General features: G+C 60.4%; 19 protein-coding genes. 12 read left to right on the top strand and 7 right to left on the bottom strand.

The annotated features are described in order from the left end of the window. The coding region (locus tag ACESMZ_RS16990; RefSeq protein WP_372973061.1) for an aldo/keto reductase at positions 1-331 on the top strand (331 nt) is incomplete at its 5' end. 12 nt (positions 332-343) lie between these two features. Here ACESMZ_RS16990 and ACESMZ_RS16985 read toward each other — a convergent pair. After that, entirely contained in the window at positions 344-844 is a 501-nt protein-coding gene (locus ACESMZ_RS16985; RefSeq protein ID WP_372973060.1) for a methylated-DNA--[protein]-cysteine S-methyltransferase, read from the bottom strand. A 21-nt stretch (positions 845-865) separates the two neighbouring features. Next, positions 866-1774: a DNA-3-methyladenine glycosylase family protein gene (locus ACESMZ_RS16980; protein WP_372973059.1), complete on the bottom strand. Its 909-nt coding sequence runs from the start codon at positions 1772-1774 to the stop codon at positions 866-868. 145 nt (positions 1775-1919) lie between these two features. On the opposite strand from ACESMZ_RS16980, the gene ACESMZ_RS16975 reads away from it, so the two are divergent. Continuing rightward, positions 1920-2495 carry a gamma-glutamylcyclotransferase gene (locus tag ACESMZ_RS16975; protein ID WP_372973058.1) on the top strand — a complete coding sequence of 192 codons (576 nt, stop codon included), beginning with the start codon at positions 1920-1922 and terminating at the stop codon, positions 2493-2495. Here ACESMZ_RS16975 and ACESMZ_RS16970 read toward each other — a convergent pair whose 3' ends face one another. Both ACESMZ_RS16970 and ACESMZ_RS16965 read right to left on the bottom strand, forming a co-directional pair. Beyond that, on the bottom strand, positions 2496-3224 hold the full coding sequence (locus ACESMZ_RS16970; protein WP_372973057.1) for a hypothetical protein: 729 nt from the start codon (positions 3222-3224) through the stop codon (positions 2496-2498). Further along, the gene (locus tag ACESMZ_RS16965; RefSeq protein WP_372973056.1) at positions 3196-3801 is read right to left on the bottom strand and encodes a hypothetical protein; all 606 of its coding nucleotides are present in this window, start codon (positions 3799-3801) and stop codon (positions 3196-3198) included. The genes ACESMZ_RS16970 and ACESMZ_RS16965 overlap by 29 nt, the downstream gene beginning before the upstream one ends. 298 nt (positions 3802-4099) lie before the next feature. On the opposite strand from ACESMZ_RS16965, the gene ACESMZ_RS16960 reads away from it, so the two are divergent. The 6 genes from ACESMZ_RS16960 to ACESMZ_RS16935 all read left to right on the top strand — a co-directional run bounded on the left by ACESMZ_RS16960 (position 4100) and on the right by ACESMZ_RS16935 (position 11547). Further along, entirely contained in the window at positions 4100-4600 is a 501-nt protein-coding gene (locus ACESMZ_RS16960; protein ID WP_372973055.1) for a PAAR domain-containing protein, read from the top strand. Then, positions 4597-5397, top strand: a complete 801-nt coding sequence (locus ACESMZ_RS16955; RefSeq protein WP_372973054.1) for a DUF4123 domain-containing protein — start codon at positions 4597-4599, stop codon at positions 5395-5397. The genes ACESMZ_RS16960 and ACESMZ_RS16955 overlap by 4 nt, the downstream gene beginning before the upstream one ends. A gap of 15 nt (positions 5398-5412) precedes the next feature. Beyond that, complete coding sequence (locus tag ACESMZ_RS16950; protein ID WP_372973053.1) at positions 5413-8859, top strand: toxin VasX; 3447 nt, start codon at positions 5413-5415, stop codon at positions 8857-8859. A gap of 326 nt (positions 8860-9185) precedes the next feature. Beyond that, a complete protein-coding gene (locus ACESMZ_RS16945) occupies positions 9186-9989 on the top strand; it encodes a hypothetical protein (RefSeq protein ID WP_372973052.1) in 804 nt (267 codons plus the stop codon). Positions 9990-10140: 151 nt separating this feature from the next. Further along, positions 10141-11175 carry a serine hydrolase domain-containing protein gene (locus tag ACESMZ_RS16940; RefSeq protein ID WP_372973051.1) on the top strand — a complete coding sequence of 345 codons (1035 nt, stop codon included), beginning with the start codon at positions 10141-10143 and terminating at the stop codon, positions 11173-11175. A gap of 90 nt (positions 11176-11265) precedes the next feature. After that, positions 11266-11547 carry a YebG family protein gene (locus ACESMZ_RS16935; RefSeq protein ID WP_372958552.1) on the top strand — a complete coding sequence of 94 codons (282 nt, stop codon included), beginning with the start codon at positions 11266-11268 and terminating at the stop codon, positions 11545-11547. 74 nt (positions 11548-11621) lie between these two features. Here the strand turns inward: ACESMZ_RS16935 and ACESMZ_RS16930 are convergent, their stop codons facing one another. After that, on the bottom strand, positions 11622-12290 hold the full coding sequence (locus tag ACESMZ_RS16930) for a DNA-3-methyladenine glycosylase I (protein WP_372973050.1): 669 nt from the start codon (positions 12288-12290) through the stop codon (positions 11622-11624). A gap of 183 nt (positions 12291-12473) precedes the next feature. Between ACESMZ_RS16930 and ACESMZ_RS16925 the strand changes: the two genes are divergently transcribed. From ACESMZ_RS16925 to ACESMZ_RS16910, 4 genes are all read left to right on the top strand, one after another. Next, a complete protein-coding gene (locus tag ACESMZ_RS16925; RefSeq protein ID WP_372958550.1) occupies positions 12474-14156 on the top strand; it encodes a diguanylate cyclase in 1683 nt (560 codons plus the stop codon). A gap of 117 nt (positions 14157-14273) precedes the next feature. Next, positions 14274-14711, top strand: coding sequence for a nucleoside deaminase (locus tag ACESMZ_RS16920; RefSeq protein WP_372973049.1), 438 nt, complete (start codon positions 14274-14276; stop codon positions 14709-14711). Between the two features lie 94 nt (positions 14712-14805). Beyond that, positions 14806-15270 (top strand): ArsI/CadI family heavy metal resistance metalloenzyme, encoded by a 465-nt coding sequence (locus ACESMZ_RS16915; RefSeq protein WP_372958548.1) that lies wholly within the window; start codon positions 14806-14808, stop codon positions 15268-15270. Beyond that, positions 15242-15850, top strand: a complete 609-nt coding sequence (locus tag ACESMZ_RS16910) for a sigma-70 family RNA polymerase sigma factor (RefSeq protein ID WP_372958547.1) — start codon at positions 15242-15244, stop codon at positions 15848-15850. Before ACESMZ_RS16915 ends, ACESMZ_RS16910 begins: the two co-directional genes overlap by 29 nt. A gap of 49 nt (positions 15851-15899) precedes the next feature. On the opposite strand, the gene ACESMZ_RS16905 is transcribed toward ACESMZ_RS16910, so the two are convergent. Then, a complete protein-coding gene (locus tag ACESMZ_RS16905; protein WP_372958546.1) occupies positions 15900-17408 on the bottom strand; it encodes a flavin-containing monooxygenase in 1509 nt (502 codons plus the stop codon). 90 nt (positions 17409-17498) lie between these two features. Then, entirely contained in the window at positions 17499-18755 is a 1257-nt protein-coding gene (locus ACESMZ_RS16900; RefSeq protein WP_372958545.1) for an esterase/lipase family protein, read from the bottom strand. Positions 18756-19088 lie beyond the last annotated feature (333 nt).

Genomic DNA, 19088 nt, shown 5'->3' with positions numbered 1-19088 from the left:
CTTCCTGGCCAACCGTAAGGTGGTGGAGCATGCCCAGCAGCTGAATATCCCGGTAACCGGGTATATGCCGCTGGCGGTGGGCAAGGTGATGGAAGATGAGACCCTTCAGAAGATTGCGTCTGACCACCATGTGACCCCGGCACAGATTGCCATTGCCTGGTGTGTATCACGGGGTGTGGTGCCGATTCCGTCGTCCACCCGGCCCAAACATCAGACTGAAAACCTGGATGCCCTGAAGATCCGGCTCAGCGATGACGAAATCCGTGCCATCGACGGGCTGGACCGGGGTGAACGCATCGCCAACCCGGACTTTGCGCCGGAGTGGGACTGAGTCCCTCCCATGTCACCGGCCCATGTGCGCCTGCTCATGGGCCAGCAGCCATTTCTTGCGCTCGATGCCACCAGCGTAGCCGGTCAGTGCGCCATTGGTGCCGATGACCCGGTGACAGGGCACGATGATGCCGAAAGGGTTGCGCCCGTTGGCCAGCCCCACGGCACGGGATGCCTTCTCGTTGCCGATGCGTCGGGCCAGCTCACCGTAGGTCTCGGTATGCCCGAAGGGAATTTCCCGTAACGCCTGCCACACCTGTTGCTGAAACGGCGTTCCGGCGCCGGCCAGGGGCAGGTCGAACTGCTGTAACTGTCCCTCGAAATAGGCCACCAGCTGCGACCTGGCATTATCCAGGCACTGGTCATCCCGCAGCCAGTGCTCTTCGATAACCGGACGCGTTGCCTGTTGTTCCATGTGCAGCCCGGTAATGGCTTCGCCATCACTGGTGACCAGAAGGGTGCCAATGGGTGACTCCAGCTCTGTGTAGAACACGGTTGCGACGGCGTGGTTCATGGGGTTCCTCCGATTGTCTGTTCAGCCACCCTGGCCCAGGGCGTGCCAGAGATGGAAAGCAGCGTACGCTCTCCAGGGGCGCCAGTTCTGTGAACGCACCTCGAGGTCTGATGCCCGGGCTACCCCAGCGCCTTTCAGCAGGCCAAGGTCCGAGTGGGGGAAGGCATCCGTGTCGCCCAGCGCTCGCATGGCAATGTATTCCATGGTCCAGGGGCCGATGCCGGGCAGGGCCAGTAATTTTCGCTTCGTCTGGTTCGGGTCGGCCGACGGTTCCAGTTGCAGTGAACCTTCATTCACCGCCGTTGCCAGGGCAATCACCGTGTCGGCACGCCGGCGGGTGATCCCACAGTCTATCAGTGCCGTTGGGGCAAGGCCTGCAATACGCTGTGGCGTCGGGGTCAGACGATCCAGTCCGGAGAACGGGGTTTCCACCGGCTCACCGAATCGGTCCACGAGACGCCGGAACAGCGTGGTCGCGGCTTTCACGGAGATCTGTTGCCCCAGAATCGCCCTCATGGCCAGCTCAAAACCGTTCAGCGTGCCGGGTACCCGCAGGCCGGGGGATGATGTTACCAGTGGTGCAAGCTGTTCATCGCACTGCAGGCACCGGGCAATGGCATCGGGGTCGGCATCCAGGTCAAACAGACGCCTGAGCGGTTGTTGTAACATCGCAAGTCGCGGTAGCAGGGAAGGGGAAAGCTCTACCTGCAGCAGTTTCTCCGCCACCGGCCGGGCCGCGAGCCAGCCGGTTGTTTCACCGACCCGCAGCGTGCGGACATACTGGCCACCTATCAGCCCCTGACTGAGGCCGTCGGACCGGGACACCAGAAATTCGGTCAGCGCCTCCCAGTTCAACGGTGGCCGGAAGTCGAGGCGCAAGGGGATGCCTTCCTGCAGAGTTTGGTGGTAGTGGTTTTCAGGGCGTTCCATGGTTCAAGCTTAGCGCTGCAGGAACCATTTGTCTGGCGATTTTCGGACATGGACAGGGTAGACGTAACAAGCACCGGAAGTTGAGAATAGGTACTCAGCCGGGCGGGACACTGGTTTTCTTTTTCAATCACCCCGGAGCAATTGCATGGCACTGGATACCTCGGCACTGAACCGCCAACGGTACAACCTGGATCATCTCGACGATGTCTGGCTGTTTGGCTACGGTTCGCTGATCTACAAGGTGGACTTTCCCTACCTGGAGCAGCGTGTTGCATCAATTGACGGCTGGACGCGGCGGTTCTGGCAGGGCTCCCATGACCACCGTGGGACACCGGAGGCGCCCGGCCGGGTGGTGACCCTGGTGGAGTCGCCGGGGGAAACCTGCCTGGGCGTGGCCTACCGGGTATCCCCCCGGACCTTTGAGCATCTGGACCACCGTGAAAAGAACGGCTACCTGAGATTCTTTACGTCTCTGAGGTTCAGCGAGGAGGAATCGGTGGAGGGCCTGGTCTACGTCGCCGGTGTGGACAATGCTGCCTTCCTGGGGCCAGCCCCGGTGGATGAAATGGCCGCACAGATCGCCCGCTCCCACGGCCCCAGTGGCCCCAATGCCGACTACCTGCTGAAACTGGCCGGTGCACTGTCAGAAATGGGCGCCCGGGACGAGCATGTGGCGATGCTCGCCCAGCGGGTCGAAGAGCTTTTACTGGAGCGCCCGTGATCAGGAGTCGATGCCCAAAACGGAAGCGGGAAGACCGATAAACAGGCCGTCCCAGTAGCGCCCGTCCGGCTCAATGGGCACGGAGAGGTTGAACATGACCTCGCCGGTGTCACGAATGTAACTCTGAAGTTTGAAGCGCCCCATGTGTGGAATATCCCGGCTCTGGAAAAAGCGCATGTGCCGGCTTTTCTGCACGTCCGTCTCTGGGTCACCGGTGGGCTCGTGGGACAGTTCGCTGCTGTGGATGGCAACATAGCCCTTGCTGTCCAGGGGCAGGCAATAGAGCGCCCCGTCCTGCTCCCGGGCCCAGGCGTCAATCAGGTGTTGGCAGGCGTTCTGGAATGGCCTCGCGTAACTCACATCGAACTTCTGGGGATTGGTATTCGGGATCGGCTGGTGGTTGCGGTCGAACATGCTGACGCCATTGGCCGCAAGTTTTGCGATTTCTTCCTGGATCTGATCACGACGAACTTCGACCTTCTCCAGGGTTGCTTCCAGTCGGCCCCTCCCGATGCGGAACTGGCAGAGGCTGTGAAGAGTGGCGTCCGCAGATTCGACAAGCTCACTGGTTTGGGTGTCGGAACTCACCATGTTTTCACGGATGCGTTGCCCCAGCTCCCGAATCTCGGTACTGCGATTGTGAACGTCGCGGTTTACGACCGACAGTTCCTCCACCGCTGAACTGACCTGAAGCAGGTCATTATGGGAGTGCTCGAAGTCGCCGATCATACTCTGGAAGGCTGACCTGCGTGATCAGCTGCGTAGCCTCGTTGAGTCCGGTAGCGGATTCCCTGCCGATCTCCAGGTTTCGGGAGTTTATGTCGGCGATGGCGCTGGTACGCCGGGCCAGTTCGTCGATTGCCGCAGAAGACTCCTCGGTGGAACTGAAGATTGTTTCCGAACAGGACTCCTGAGGGGTGGCATCCCTGGCAGCGTCTTCGGCCAGCTTGCGGCCGTGGGCGGCGGAAAGTGTGACTCTGATCGTCTGGGTACGCAGGTCTTCAAGAGTCTGTCGAAGGCGTTCAACAAACTGATTGAACTGCTCGGCTGTCTCATCGCCGTCACGGCTGATGGGCACTTCCCTGGAAAGGTCGCCCTGATCTTCGTTGATACCTTTCAGCACCGCCACCAACTGCTGGGTACCCCCTGCATTTTCGCGGCTTTGTATCAGTGCCATGGCGATACCCGCTATACCGAGCCCTACGGCCAGCCATTGCAGCCAGCCATCCGCCTGCACGAAGAGCAGGGCGGCCGTCAGTACCTGCAGGCCACCCGAGGCCGGGCCGCTCGAACGCAATTTCGGCATACTGTTCTCAGGAGTATCGGAGGCAAATCGGGTTTGGAAGAGGGTCGGCTCGGACGACATGCAACGCCGCCTTTTTGTGTAGATTGCCGACCGACCGCAAAGCGACAGCGCCGGACATTATTCCAGGAAAGGTATGAGTTTAGACGCCGAGAGCCGTTAAAACCGTTTCGGTATGTGACCTTTCAGAGCGCCTCGGGGCTGGAATGCGAACTTGCACATTGGCGTCTAAGAACGCGCTGTATATACTTCCCCGAGCGAAAGAACAGGATTCATGGACGACTCAGGGAGGAACCCCAGGATGGGCAAGCCCGCCGCAACGCTCAGTTGTTATCACACCTGTCCCGATAAAACCGGCAAGAAAAAGCACGTAGGCGGACCGATTGTCTCCGGCTCCGGTGATGTCATGATTGGTGGTCAGCCTGCCGCCAAGGTAGGGGACAAGCTCGTTTGCCGGGGTCCCGCAGACACTATCGCAAAAGGCTCTTCATCGGTTTTCATCAACGGCAAACCTGCCGCCCGGGTCAGCGATATGACAGCCCATGGGGGTACCATAGTTGTGGGTAACCCTACGGTCGTTATCGGTGATGCCGTGGTCGCTCCGTTGCCTTCCTCTGGTGGCGGACTTCTCGCCAAACTTGATATGGGGAAGGGGGCTGGGGCTGGCGTAAGCGGCCGTTCTCGGGCTGCTACTGGTGGTAGCCCTGTACCTTACTCACCGGTCGTCAATGTGGCATCTCAACGTGCAGCCATCCTAAAAGGGACGGCAACCTGTCCGGTCTGTGAGGTGCCAGGAAAATGAATCAGGCGCACCATCCCCTGGATCGGAATCCGTTTGATGTCATCAAGTGGCCTGGCGACGCCGAAGTTGTTCTGATTCTCGACCCTTGTGCCATCCCGGATCTGGGCCAGAAAATTTTTGAATGGTCTCGCCACGTGCGGGGTGCCGACTGCCTTTATGTGAACACTCCCTGGGAACCGGTGCAGGACGTCGCCCCGTGGGCGGTCTGGTTGAGCGGGCCATACGACCCTGTGCTGCAGCACTTCGTTCAGTATGGGGCAGTAAGAGAGGCGGGATATGTCGTCATGACATCGCTTCCTGCTCCCGAATTCGGGCACTGGCTGCGCCAGCGGATTCAGATTGAACCCGCGCCAGGCACCATGGAGTTGGTGCGTATAGGGCACCCTGCACTGGCAGCCGAAATTGTCGGTAATCACCTGATCCGAACGGAGACGGGTGGAGCCGTTACCAAAATGATCTTGCCGGATCGCACCCGGGCCTCGTGGATTTACCAGGCTCCTGCAAATGAGGTACATGCGGACGATTCGGCAGGCACGATTACGCTGTCCCACCGCCTTCCGGAAGCCTTTCGGCAATTCAATGTGCGCCGGGCCAACCTTATGATATGGGACACGCTTGACGATCAGGCCCGGACTGAATTGGGCGGTCCTGAACTGCCCGATGCCTGGCCGGAGCTGTGCCGGCTCTCTGAGCAGGCAGCGGCGGAGGGGGCCACAGGCATTCGTAGTCGGATGCAGTACATCAGCCACTGGTGCAGCAGCACAAGGTCAACGAAACAATACGCAAACTGTATGTGAGTTCAGGGAAGAACCATGGAACGAATGAAACGCCCGCAGGACGATCGGGAGTCCGGTGAACTGAAAAGCTGGGAGCTGCCGGACAGCGATGCCGAAGCCCCGGCCACCTGCGATCTGATGGAAACCGTCACCCTGTTGCCGTTGCGCTACGGGCGCACGGAAACGCCCCCGCCTGGCTCCACGGCAGGCATCCCCTACTCATTGCAGTCCCGTCCCCTGGGCTACCGGCTGCTCAGGGACGGCTACCTCTATGTTTACGATGAGGATGCCGCCCAGCTCAGGGAATACCAGTACCAGAAAAATGAACTCAGTGGCGGACCCATGGAATACCCCACCCGCCACACCCTTTACGTGTGTTTTTCAGACGTTGCCTGGACCGGCGTAAAAAAGGCCCGGATCACCGGCAGTGAGGAAGAGCGCCGGCACTGGATGCAGCGGGTTAACCTTGCGGGCGCTTCGGCCTGCACCGGCGGAGAACATCTGCTGACCGTCGAACAGGCCAGCGAGTGGGTGGCGGAATTCGCCGAAGACTACCAGCCGGAACCGGTGGAAGGCGGGCTGGAGGAAGAATGGGAACCCTACGTGTGGGAGAACCAGCCCTACTACCATAAAACCCGGGTGGGCAAACTTCTGAAACAGCAGGGCGTCGCCAACCCGGACGAATGCCTTTGCCTGGTGGTGAGGGACGATGTGGGAGTCATGCTCGACCTGGCCGACCATCAGGACACCGTTGTCGGCTGGCTGGATCAGTGGGCCAGCGAGGGAGACAACGAACGGGACTATGTGCTGGGCGCCCTGATCGAGTCCATGACCATGCTCGATACCAACAGCCTGGACGCCATCCTGGAGAGCAGCAGCGACCCGGCCATCCGTGCCGTCCGGGAAGACCTGGAGGCGCTGGACCCGGAGGCACGGGCGGACACCGAAGAGGCCTTGCTGGAGGTTCTCAATCAGCCTGACGAGAGCGCCAACCCCTCTCCCAACGATCCGTCCCTGCCCCCGGAGCTCCGCGCCGAGGTGGAAGCCCTGCGCCGGACCGCGAATCGACACAATGCCCACGGCGTGTACATCCGTATGCAGCAGGCTGTCGACCGTTGGTACTTCCGGGAGTCCCTGGAGGGCGCAGACCCGGCATTTGTGGAACGGAACCTGGAGGGTCTTCTGGCTCTGGAAAGCCAGCAGCGCGCTGCCCTCAGGAAGACACTGGAAGGGCAGGGGTTTGGCCACCGTGGCATCAATGACCTGATCGACCGGGAGTCCATGGACCGGTTCATGGAAGCGCAACGGGAGAAACTGGCGCGGTGGCAGGCCCAGCTGGATGTGATCACCGAAGACCGGGTCGACATGCTGTGCAGCGGTCGCCTTCACCGGGCGACCTGGTACTTTGATGGCGATGACCCGGGCCAGGTGGAGGATGCCCTGGATCTGCAATACGCCTGCCTGAAGGACATCTGTCGGGCTGACACAGCAGCGGAGGAGATTCTGGCATGGCTGGAGAGCAACCCGCAGTTCACCCATCCGCTCTTCCAGACCATACCGCTGCAAGACCAGTCCCCGGACGGGGATCTGTCGAAAACCTACGCAACGCTTGCCTCGACGGGCTACGGAGTGGTTACCGGGTCGGCCAGCTGGATCGACCGGATTCGCCAGGTGGAATCGGGCAGGCTGCCACAGCTGGAGCAGCTGTCCGAACTCATTCAGCAAAAGGCCGAAGCCATCGGTGATGTGCTGTCACCCGCCGTGTCCATCGGCATGGCCCGCTCGCTCCAGAAACTTTACGAGGGCATTGAGAGCCGCTCGGTCCCGGAGCTGGACGATCTCTTCCGGGACCTGCCTTTCTTCTTCAAGAAACGCATGCTGCGCGCCATTGAGGCGGGTAAGGCGGAATTCAGCTTCGCGTCCGAAGCGGAACTGGAGACGTTCCGCGAGGATGTGCGGCGGATGCTGGCACTGAACGAGCGCATGGCAACGCTCAGCCGGGAGCGCCGACGGTTGAAGGCCACCCACGGTCATCAATCCGAGGAAGCACAGCAGAAACTGGCGGAGTTCAAGCAGGCCCGTGAAGAGCACCGGAACCTGGGCAAACGGGTCGCCGCCGGACTGAGTCCCGTGGAAGAGTCAGATCCTGCCATAAGGATAGAGGATGGCGCTCCGGGCCGGGCAACCCTGGCGGTGGTGGCGCCGGCAGCGGCACAGGAAGAAGTCGGCCGGCTGGTGGCACATTTCCGTCAGGGGCTTGGGGCTGCCCCCAAGGTGAATTTGGTTGGGGATGGTCTTGGGTGGTTGGTGTTTGCTGCGCAGGTCGTGAACTTCTGGCAGATCCTTGGCGAACTTAACGCCGCACCAGAGCAAAGAAAGGGCTTGGGGACGGCGCTTACAGTCAGTATTACGGCGACAATCGGGGCTGGCTTTCTGGCTTATCAAGGGCTGATGGACACCGTATACGGAGCGCGTGCGAAGCAGTTGGCGGGTGCCTGGCAGCGTAGTGCCGTGAAGACCGTCCATATAAGGATGGGTAGGTTGCACGTCGGGCTGGGGATAGCTGCCTATGGTGCGGGGTTTGTTACCTCCGCCATGGCTTTTGTTGATCATCGGTCCAGGTGGCAGGAAGCCGTTCGGCGAGGCAACAGTGACGCGCAAGTTGGTGCCGTGATGGGTATGGTCGGCAGCGGCGGTCTAACGGCAACGAGTGCTTTTGGTTTTGCGCGGACTCTACAGATGGGGCTGGCAGCCCGTGAGGCCAAGAAAGGAGCCGCCAGGGCCACAGCCTGGGCCTCCGCAGGTCGCAGCCTTTCGGGTCTGTTTCTCCGCCTGAACCTCGCGGGTCTGATTTTTACAATCTTTGAACTGGCGGGGACCTGGGTATACAACCGTTACAACCTGAATGAACGGGATCAATGGCTCCAAAGTACGCCTTGGGGGCGCGATTCAGAGCTCAGGGAGGATAGGTCACTTGAGGAATACCAGGCTGCCCTGGCCCGTTTAGGGGACAGTATCACGTTGACCAGCAGCGGGGGCAATTGGCAGCTCAACCTGCACTCAGTTCCCGCCGGCAGTTTGGTCGCTGCACTGGGTGAAGTGCCACCTCACCGGGTCCATCTGGCTGCCTGGTGCATTCAGCCCGATCACGCCAGCATGTTTCAGCGAGCTCCCGAAACCTGGGTGCCAGTCACCGATGAGGTGATGTTCTCGTTAAGCCAGAATGAGGATGAAGGGTTCGCCCAGCTTGAACTCGATCCGCCGGAACACCGCAAGACCCGTTATCGGCACATGACCCGGGAGTGGGCGCTGATGGTTAAACAGGAAACCCGGTCTCCGGAAGGCGATACCACAGGTACGGTCTGGATGCTGAAGGTTTCCAGTAGCAGCGACTTCCCGGTAACACCGGTTCAGGAAGCTCCTGAAGGTGATGTTGTCTGGCGGGAGGTGACATATCCCCTGATAGGTTCGGATAACTCATGAGTACCGTTCAAGACATAGTAAAAGATGCGGAGATCCCTCGGGCCGGTGGCACAGAAGCCTTTCCCGGTGGGACGCTGACCTTTGTGTCGCCCGCACCTCTCCCCACTGGACATCCGCCGGTGGATCATGGTTATACAGTGGGGGAGGTGACCGCTTCTCATCTTGATTTCGGGGCCGGTTCTCCATCTGCTTTTGGTTGGCAGATGGTTCTAGGTGGCCCCTTCTGGATATTCGTGTTAGTTGCTTTTATAACTCCGCTCATTGCTGCCAGTGGTACTTTGTTACAGGGCTACGAAGTAGACCGGGCCAGTGAGATTTTTTGGTTCATGTTTGACTACTGCTGGTGGATCGCTGTAGCAGCATGGGTCTTTTTCTTTCTTTTCAGCCTCGCTATCTGGGACAACGAACACCGCAAGTATCAGAAAATCATCTCCACCCGCTTCAACCGCCAGCGCCGGGAAGTCTGCTTTGTCCCCAAGGGCGAAAAGGACCCCATCTTCGTCCCCTGGGAATCGCTGGTGGCCTGGGTCACCGAGGCCCGGGGTGTGACGGAATACGGCGTTCAGCGCCAGTATGGTTTCGGGATCGGCTTCTACCACCCGGACACCGGCGAGAAGTACACCCTGGAGTTCCAGACCTACGGCCTGCCCCAGGCCATCAGCAGCTGGGAGGCCATCCGCGCCTACATGGAGTACGAGGTTCACACCCTGAAGGACATCCAGGACCCGCTGGAACTCCAGGGCCCGGACGACCCACCCTGGGAAGGGGTACACGTGTTCCGCAACTCCCGCAGACGGCTCCATCAGCAGTTCCGGGACGGCGAGGCTGGCATCTTCTACTTTATCGGCTGGTACCTGTACCACCTGATCACCTTCTGGACGATCCCCAACCGCCTGGTGGAGTGGGAAGTGAAAAAGCTCCGAAAAATGTCTCGCCAGGCCCTGCCGGAAGGCATGGCCGAGTGGTCGGAGCCGTTGCCGGAATCGGAATGGGCAAAACCCAGCCCGGAACTGCTGGCCCAGAGTCAGCGAGTGCGCGAGCTGCACAACGCCAACCCGCAGCGTCCCATTACTGAAATTTTTGCGCAGGTGAGTGAGGAGTTTGCCGGCCCCGAATACATGACTGCCTGAGTTCGTCGCCACAGGTTGATGCCGCTGTTGCTCGCAGTCAGACGGCGGCCGGTAGCTGACCTCTTCGGCATTGCCGTCGTCGCTGCACCTCTCATCTGCCATCGTGTTACGGTCGTAGCTACAAGCATGTTGCTAACAGGGACCGGGCCTTATGATTCCGCACTGGCTACGCCGAATTCTTGCCCTCACCGGCTTACTACTCGCGTCCGCCGCCGCCCAGGGGGCCGTAAACCCGGATAACCCCCTGGAAATCGAGGGCTTTGCTGAGGAGGCCGGGAGCCTGGATAGGCTCCACGGTGTGTTGGTTGCCGTGGACGGTGAGCCGGTGTTGGCCGAGGTGGTTCGCGGCCCGGCGCTGGATGAAGCGGTCAATATCAAGTCCCTGTCCAAGACGGTGATGGCGGCGATGGTGGGCGTGGCGATCGGGGAAGGGGTGTTTGAAGGACCGGACCAGCCGATTACCGAGGTGGTATCCGTGCCACCGGGTGCCGATGCCCGGGTGGGGGAGATCACCGTAGGCCATCTGCTCTCCATGCAGGCAGGACTGCAGCGGACGTCTGGTCAGTATTTCGGTCCCTGGGTGAACAGCGAAAACTGGGTCGACCACGCACTGACGCGCCCCTTTGTGGATGAACCTGGTGGCGACATGCTGTACTCCACCGGCAGCTACCATATTCTTTCCGCCGCGCTGACAGAAACCACTGGCCAGAGCACGCTGATCCTGGCCCGGTCGTGGCTGGGCGAACCGCTGAATATCACCATTCCTTCCTGGCCAACCGACCCCCAGGGCATCTACTTCGGGGGCAATGACATGCGCCTGTCACCACTGGCGCTGTTTGCCATCGGCGAACTGTATCGAAATGATGGTCGTCACGACGGCAGACGGATACTGCCTGAAGGCTGGGTGAACACCTCCTGGCAGCCAAGAGGTGAATCCCGCTATACCGATGACCGGTACGGCTATGGCTGGTTTGTGACCGAGCTGCACGGATACGAGGCCTACTACGGCCGGGGCTACGGTGGCCAGATGCTCTATGTGGTACCGGACCTGGCGGTTACCGCCGTGATCACATCGGACCCTTCGCCCCCATCCTCCCCATCGTTTACGCAAAAACTGGATGCCCTGATGGAACGGTACATCCTGCCTGCCATTGAGCAGCGATCGGGCAACGCTCGCTCACGATAGTGTTTCGAACCTCCTACAAACGTTGTGTCCGCTGTACAGTTACTGTAAATTCATACAGCAATTAACCCACCATAACTGCGAGGCACTCCCATGGCGGTACAAGCAGTCTACTTCTCCGATAAGGATGGGCTGGACATGGCACTGAAGCACCCTGACACCCTGCTGTTCACCAACAAGGCCGAGGCGGACGCCCGTGACAAGGTACTGGAGCTGTCCGAGGAGATCCGGGAATTCCTCACTCGCAAGGTAGACGGGCTGGACGAACAGACAGCGGATCGCTGCGCGCTGGCCATTGCAGAGAACAGGGACCTTTTCCAGAAGGCCTTGAAAAAACCGCAGCTGCTGAATGCCGACGAAACCTCCGACGCCTGAATCGCTACTGTGCTCCCGGGCGCCGGGTAAGCGTTGACTGCTACGCCGGCCACACGATCAGTAAAGCAGCCACATCAGCGCTCGATGCTGCAGGACGCAATCTTCGACAGGTGACTGTAGGGCAGTCCGGTTTCCCGGTGCCAGTCGTTGAAGGCGGCCTTTGCCTGCAGCAGGGCTTTCTTGCTGCCTGGTGTGGCGTCCAGCAGGCCCTCCAGATGCAGCACCGCCAGCACATCCTGGGAGAGGATAAACCCGTCCCAACCCACCATCCTCAGGAAGTACTGGGCCGTATTGCCGCCAAGGCGTGACCCGTGGCGTTTCAGCCATAGCAGCAGTCCGGCCTGGTCGTCGGACGGCCACTGGGCCAGCATGTTGCCGAAGCTGCCGTATTCCCGGGCAGCCTCCACCACCATACGGGCGTTCTCAGGCACGGTGCGGATCTTCTGAAGATTGCGCACGATGCGCTCATCTTCGGCCAGGTTTTCCAGCACCTCCGGTGGTACCTGCTGCCAGTACAGCGGTACAAAGCCGTCGAACGCGGCTTCAAACCCTGTCCACTTGTTGTCGATCACTCGCCACACGAAGCCGGCCCGGAACACGCACCGGGTAATCTCTGCCAGGTAGCGGTCGTCGCCCAGGCTGATCAGGTCTTCCGGCAGGGCCACCCGTGGCAACAAGGCATTCAGACTGTCGGGGCCACCCTTGCGTGCAATGGCCCGTTCATGGATAGCGGCGAAACTCATGGTTTCCCTCCCTGGTCGGCTTTCGCTGAACACTAACGGGAAAGCGCTGAACGGTAAAGTCGCTCTGTTGTGCTTCTGTCAGGGCCCGCTATTGGTGTCTGTGTTATTCTGCATTTAGCTGTATATGTTAACTACGTATAAAAAGGATCAGGCTGCGCCGGCGATGCAACAATGACTTCTGCCATGAACGATACAGCGGTGCTTGAGGCTGCTCTGGAGACGGTGTCAGACGGAGTCCTCGTTACCGGGCCTTATCCGTCGTTAACGATTGTCTACGCCAATGCCGCCTTTTACGCACTCACCGGTTATTCCGCTGCCGAGGTCATCGGCAAGACACCAGCGCTGCTGGTGGGTAAGGACACGCCGTCGGACTGGCTGACCATCTTCCAGGCTAAAAAAACCACGCCCACCGAGGTCACGAATTACCGTAAGAGTGGCACGCCGCTGCACGTGGAGTGGACAGTCCGTGCCGCGCCGGCCAAGGAGACGTCCGGTTATCTTGTGGCCGCCCTGCGGGACCTGACCCCGCTTCGTGAACTGGAGCATCGGCAGGGGCAGCTTGAGCTCCTCGCCAGTATGCAGCGCAAGGTGGGCACAGCAGGCCTGGATCTGAGCGTACTGCGCCAGAAAGTCGTTGATGTGGCCATGGATGCAACCGGGGCCGAGGCGGCGGCGGTCGAGGAAGTGGAAGGGGATACCCTGGTCTACACTGCCGTTGCCGGCAGCGCACGGTCGGTGGAAGGCATTCGGTTACCAGTGGACGCCAGCCTGTCAGGAACCTGCTACAAGGCACAGATCCCGATTTTCTGTGAGGATGTACACCACGATAGCCGGGTCGACCAGGACAAGGCTGAAGAAGCAGGTTTCCGCTCAGGCGTACTGGTGCCCCTGCTCCATGCCGGTCATTGTTTTGGTGCCCTGAAAGTATACTCGGGCAGGCCCGGAGCCTTTCAACGTGACCAGCTAAAGCTGTTGGAAATGGCCAGCTATGTACTGGCAGCTTCACTGTACGACGCCCGCCAGTTCAAGAACGAGCAGGACCGGCGCACCCTGCTGGTAGATGCCCTTCCCATATTGATCTCCTTCGTGGACAACCAGTATCGCTATGGTGAAATCAACGCCGCCTACAGCCGGTGGTTCGATGTTCATCCGGACCAGATACTGGGGAGGAAGGTTGTGGACGTACTGGGCGAAACCGCCTTCAACAACATACGTCAGTATATGGACACGGCCCTGGCCGGAGAGCGGGTCCGTTTCGAGATGATGGTGCCCTATGCCCTGGGTGGTCCCCGACCGGTTGAGGCAGAATACATCCCGGTTCATGACACCAATGATCAGGTGCTGGGTTTCTATGCCCTGGTCCGGGACCTGACCGAGCGCCGGACGGCGGAGCGGGACCATCTGACCCATGTCTATAACCGTCGGGGATTTGACCGGTTGCTCAAGAGTGCCATCGCAACGGCGTCCCGTTACCAGCGCCCGCTTTCCCTGCTGTTTCTGGATATCGACCATTTCAAACCGGTGAACGACCAGTGCGGGCATACCGTTGGCGACAAGCTGCTGCGCCAGGTGGCGAACCTGCTGAGACAGCTGGCACGGGAGAGCGATGTGGTCTGCCGCTGGGGTGGTGAGGAGTTCGCAGTGCTTGTGCCGGAGACCGCTCTTGATGAGGCGGTTGACCTGGCTGAGCGCCTGCGGGCCACCATCGCCCGGGATGTGGCGTCCCCGCTTGGGCCCATTACGGTCAGTATTGGCGTGGCCCAGCACCTGTCGCAGGAACCGGAAGATTTGTTGATCCAGCGGGCAGACCAGGCACTCTACTGGGCCAAGGAGAAAGGCCGCAACCGGGTAGAAACCGCCGATTAATCCCGCCCTGGTGTGCCTGGCCGCCATGCCGGGGCTCGGGGTAACGTCTTCCAGGACTCCGGCCCTGGCGGACCGCTGTGCTATCTTCGATACAACCCCACCAGTAGCGGAGGCACTATGAACCGATTTATGGAACTGGCAATGGCTGAAGCCGAGAAAGGCATGGCGGAGGGCGGCATTCCCATTGGCTCCGTTCTCGTATGTGATGGCAAGGTGCTGGGTTCAGGTCGTAACCAGCGGGTACAGCTGGGCAGTGCTATCCGCCATGGGGAAATGGACGCCCTGGAGAACGCTGGTCGCCAGCCGGCCGATGTCTACGCCCGCTCGACCCTGTATACCACCCTGTCACCCTGCGCCATGTGCTCCGGCGCCATCCTGCTGTACCGCATTCCCCATGTGGTCATTGGCGAAAACAAAACCTTTCGGGGTGAGGAAGAACTGCTCAAAAGCCATGGTGTGGCGCTGGAGGTCCTGAATGATCCGGACTGCATCGCGCTGATGGAGCGGTTCATCCGGGATAACCCCGAATTGTGGAACGAGGATATCGGGCTGTGAATGACAGGTGGCCGAAAAATTCTGCGACCATCCGGGTGTTTCTGCGTCTTACCTGTAGCGATACAGCAAACCACTGACAAGACGGAGAAGTCTGATGAAACGTTTTCATGTGCACCTGTCAGTCCAGGACCTGGACACCAATATCCGCTTTTACTCCACGTTGTTTGGTCAGGCGCCCAGCCGCCAGGAAGATGACTACGCCAAATGGATGCTGGACGACCCACGCATTAACTTCGCTATTTCAACCCGCGGTGCCTCATCCGGGCTGGATCATTTCGGGTTCCAGATGGATGACGGTGAAGAGCTGGCACAGTTGCGCAAGCGTGCCTGTGATGGGGATGCCGCTATCCTGGACGAAGGTACAACCCAGTGCTGTTACGCAAACAGTGAAAAACACTGGCTCATGGATCCTCAGGGCCTGCCCTGGGAGCACTTCGTAACCATGGGTGAAATACGCCACTTCGGCAAGCCACCCGCGCTGACAGAAACCGTGGATACACCGACTCAGACACCGACAGGGACATCGGTCAATGGAACTCAGAAAACCTGTTGTGGGTAATCATCCCCTGAAGAGAGACGAAACTCCGGATCGGGCGATAGTCGTCCGGTCTGCCACGGGCGTGGAAGATGCTTACCGCACCTTTCGTAGTGGGCTGCTGGGGTTTCTGCGCAGCAACGTTCATGACCCGTCGCTGGCAGAAGACCTGCTGCATGAGGTATTCGTAAAAGCAACCCGGGCACTGGAAGGGGGCGAGCAGCCCGCCAATCTTCCGGCCTGGCTGTACCGAGTTGCCCGTAATACCTTGATTGACCACTACCGCCGTCAACGCCCCGTGGAAGCAGTGCCCGATGATGTTGAGGCGGGGGAGCCATTCTCACTACCCCCTGAGCAGACCCTGGCACTTTGCCTTACGCCCTTTATCCATCAACTGCCTGAAACGTACAGGGAGGCGCTCCTTGCCACTGCCATTGAAGGTCGCAGCGTAGCGGCCTGGGCCCGCGAGGCCGGGTTGTCGCAGTCGGCAGCCAAAAGCAGGGTGAGCCGGGGCAGGGCCATGCTCCGGGAAAAAGTGCTGGACTGTTGCCACGTGGAAGCAGCGCGAACCGGGGAGGTCCTCGAGTACTACCGACGACAATAGTCGGTTCGCATCAGATTCCACAATAAACGTCGTAATGTCTTAGAAGTCGTCAGCCATAACTTTCGGCCTCTGAAAAATCCGGCGAGTGCGGTGCACTCTTCGGTAGGGCCTCGAACTGCAGCACACCGTCGTCCACCGGCTCCCTGAGCAACATTTTCCGGTCTTTGCCGTAATGCATGGTTACCCGCCAGGGGCCGCTTTTGCCCTGGCGGGGCATGCGGTCCCTGGCCCGGCTGATGTAGCCGGGACTGAAGTCGTCCAGCATGCCGTCATCCGAATCGACACCCTGGCTATTCACCGGACGTGCGACGGCCAGGTCGTTCCGGGCCATGTACCGGAACAGCCGGCACAGGTACTGCCCGCCGATATCACATTTCAGGGTCCAGGGGGCGTTGGTGTACCCGAAAATCCAGGCATAGTTGGGTACGTCCTGCATCATCATGCCCTTGTAGGTCATCTTACGGGTCAGGTCGACGGGTTCACCGTCCAGCCGGATTTCCAGCCCGCCCATCAGTTGCAGGTCCAGACCGGTCGCCGCAATGATGATATCCGCCGGTAACTCCTCGCCGGACTTCAGGACAATTCCCTGCTCCGTGAAGTGGTCGATGTGGTCGGTGACTACCGTCGCCTTTCCGGAACGTACGGCCTCGAAGAAGTCACCATCCGGGGCCGCACACAGCCGCTGCTCCCAGGGATTGTAGGATGGCGAGAAGTGGCGCATGTCCACGTCGGGCCCCAGGCGCTTGCGCATATGATTGAGCATGAACCGGCGCATGGCATTCGGCCAGCGCATACAGGCCAGGTAGAGGGCCCGTTGGAACAGGATGTTGCGCTGCCTGGCGAGCCTGAACACCCAGCGTTTGGGCAGTACCCTGCCGAGCGCCATGGACAGTTTGTCCAGATCCGGCAACGCCATGATGTAGCTGGGGGAGCGCTGCAACATGGTCACCCTCGCGGCCCGGTCGGTCATGGCGGGCACAATGGTGATTGCCGTGGCGCCACTGCCAATGACCACAACGTTCTTGCCGGTGTAGTCCAGATCTTTTGGCCAGTGCTGGGGGTGGATCACCGGGCCGGCGAAGGCCTCCTCTCCGTCGAAGCGGGGGCGGTAGCCTTCGTCGAAGTTGTAGTAACCGGCGCAGTTCACAAGGAAATTGCAGGTGAAGGTACGCTCTTCGCCAGAGCTCTCGTGAACCGCAGTGAGGGTCCAGCGCTGGTGCTCACCGGACCAGTCAGCGCGCTGGATGTGCAGGCCGTACTGCACCTTGTCCTCAAGGCCAAACTGGCGGGCGGTTTCTGCCACGTAGTGGCGGATGTCGTCGCCCCGCGCCAGTACCTTGTCCGAGTACCAGGGTTTGAACGTGTAGCCGAAGCTCGCCATGTCGGAATCCGAACGAATCCCGGGGTAGCGGAACAGGTCCCAGGTGCCCCCCATCCTCTCTCGCCGCTCGAGGATGGCCAGTTGCTTGTCCGGATGCTCGGCTGAAATGTGACAGGCAGTACCGATACCGGACAGCCCGGCGCCGATGAGAATAATGTCGTAGTGCGCTGAGGTCATGGTCGTCTCCTTTGCGTAAGTATTGACGACACTACGGCTTACCTCAAACCGGCCATCTTCGAAGCCCTGTACAGCTCAATTCCTGAGGCATCAGTGCTCAGTCAGCCATCCCAGCAGGCACTGATAAACCGGCTGGCTATCGAGCAGGTCGAAATGGTTCAGGCCATGAAACACCGCCTGTCGTGAATCCGGGATGGGCAGGCAGCGAGCCGGGTCACGATGCTGGCCGAGTGCACTCCTGAGGGGCACCAGGCCATCCCCGCGGGCCAGCGTGCTGGCGGCAGCGGGGGAAGATCCGGTGGTGGCGGCAATGGCGTAATAGCGGGTGCCGCGGGGAGGTGTCTCTGGCGCCGTGCTGGTCCCCGCCTGTGTTTCCGGGCCGGTAACCTGGCCAATATTGCCCTCACGGAGATCCCGGATGCCTGCGCTGCGAACGTTGCCCAGGCGGCCGATCGGCGCGCTGTAAGGGCTGATCCCCAGGAGGCATTCCAGGCCACTGCCCAGCTGTTCGAGGGTTGCGCCCTGGTGAGGGGTGCCGAGGAAAATCACTTCCCGGAGTCGGGCTGGCCAGTGGTAGCCGGCGTGCTGCGCCTCCAGGCACGCGCTGCGGGTGACAAGTCCGCCCATGCTGTGTCCGACAATCACCAGCTTCTCAACGGGTACCGGCCACTGGCTGACCAGCGCTTCCAGCAGCAGGGCGAAATCCCGGCCGTTTTCCGGCACCGAACGCCCGCTGTTGTAGCGCAGGTACAGGGGCGTATAGCCCAGATCGTGGGCCAGGGCCTTGCCATGATCATGGCCGTTACGGAGCCACTGCCGGTCGTTCATACACAGGCCGTGAACCATGACCAACAGGCGGTTCGACGGGTGTGGAATGGTCGCAAGCAGCGCCTGGTGCTCCAGCATCAGGCGCCTTCCGCTGTACCGCAGCTCCATGGGAATCGCCAAAGGATTGGCAGAGGCCACCAGGTAGTCCCCGAGTACGCCGTTGAGGGCGGCCAGAAGGGCATCCCTCCGTGCGGTCGATTCCTGGTTGGCGAGCATTGGGGCGAACCGGCTGAGGGTGAACTCAAGGCCCTGGCCAGTCAGGGCGGAGACCCGACGGATATTGCGGTAGACCAGGCCGGTGACCCCCCGGGTAGGGCCGGGTCGCCCGGGGCCAATAACCGGCGCGAGTCCGGAAATATTGCGGTGCATCACCTCGACAATGTCAGTTACCCCGTCGAAGGCGTCGATGATCAGCCGGCTGGTGCCGATCAGGTCCGCTGAACGGGGAGGGTGCGACAGGTCATCGCCCGGTTCGCATGGGGAATTACCGGTGGTATCAGAGCTGCGTTCGGTGCTCATGTCGGTCTTTCCTGTGCGCATGGGATGGCCAGTCATGGCCAGCGGGCGGGGGTGCGAGTTCACTATAGCATGGGCTCCGGGAGGTCTCAGCGTGAGCGGAAAACCTCGAAGTCAGCTCAACCAGGCAGTAAGAATTGAGGTAATATCCTCAAAAAAGGACAGACAGACTCAAGGATCGGGAATCGATGAAAGTTTTCCTGCTGCTACTTTGCCTTATTGTTTCACCTGTGGCCCTTGCGTATTCCGGCGAACGTGAACACCCATACCGGTTGAACGTGAACACCTCATTTCTTAACGCATCACCCACCGGAGTTTGTACTCCGGGTGTTCACG

Origin of the sequence: Marinobacter sp., assembly GCF_041690615.1 — a bacterium.
Classification (GTDB): Bacteria; Pseudomonadota; Gammaproteobacteria; order Pseudomonadales; family Oleiphilaceae; genus Marinobacter.
This window is presented reverse-complemented; position numbering and strand designations above follow the sequence as displayed.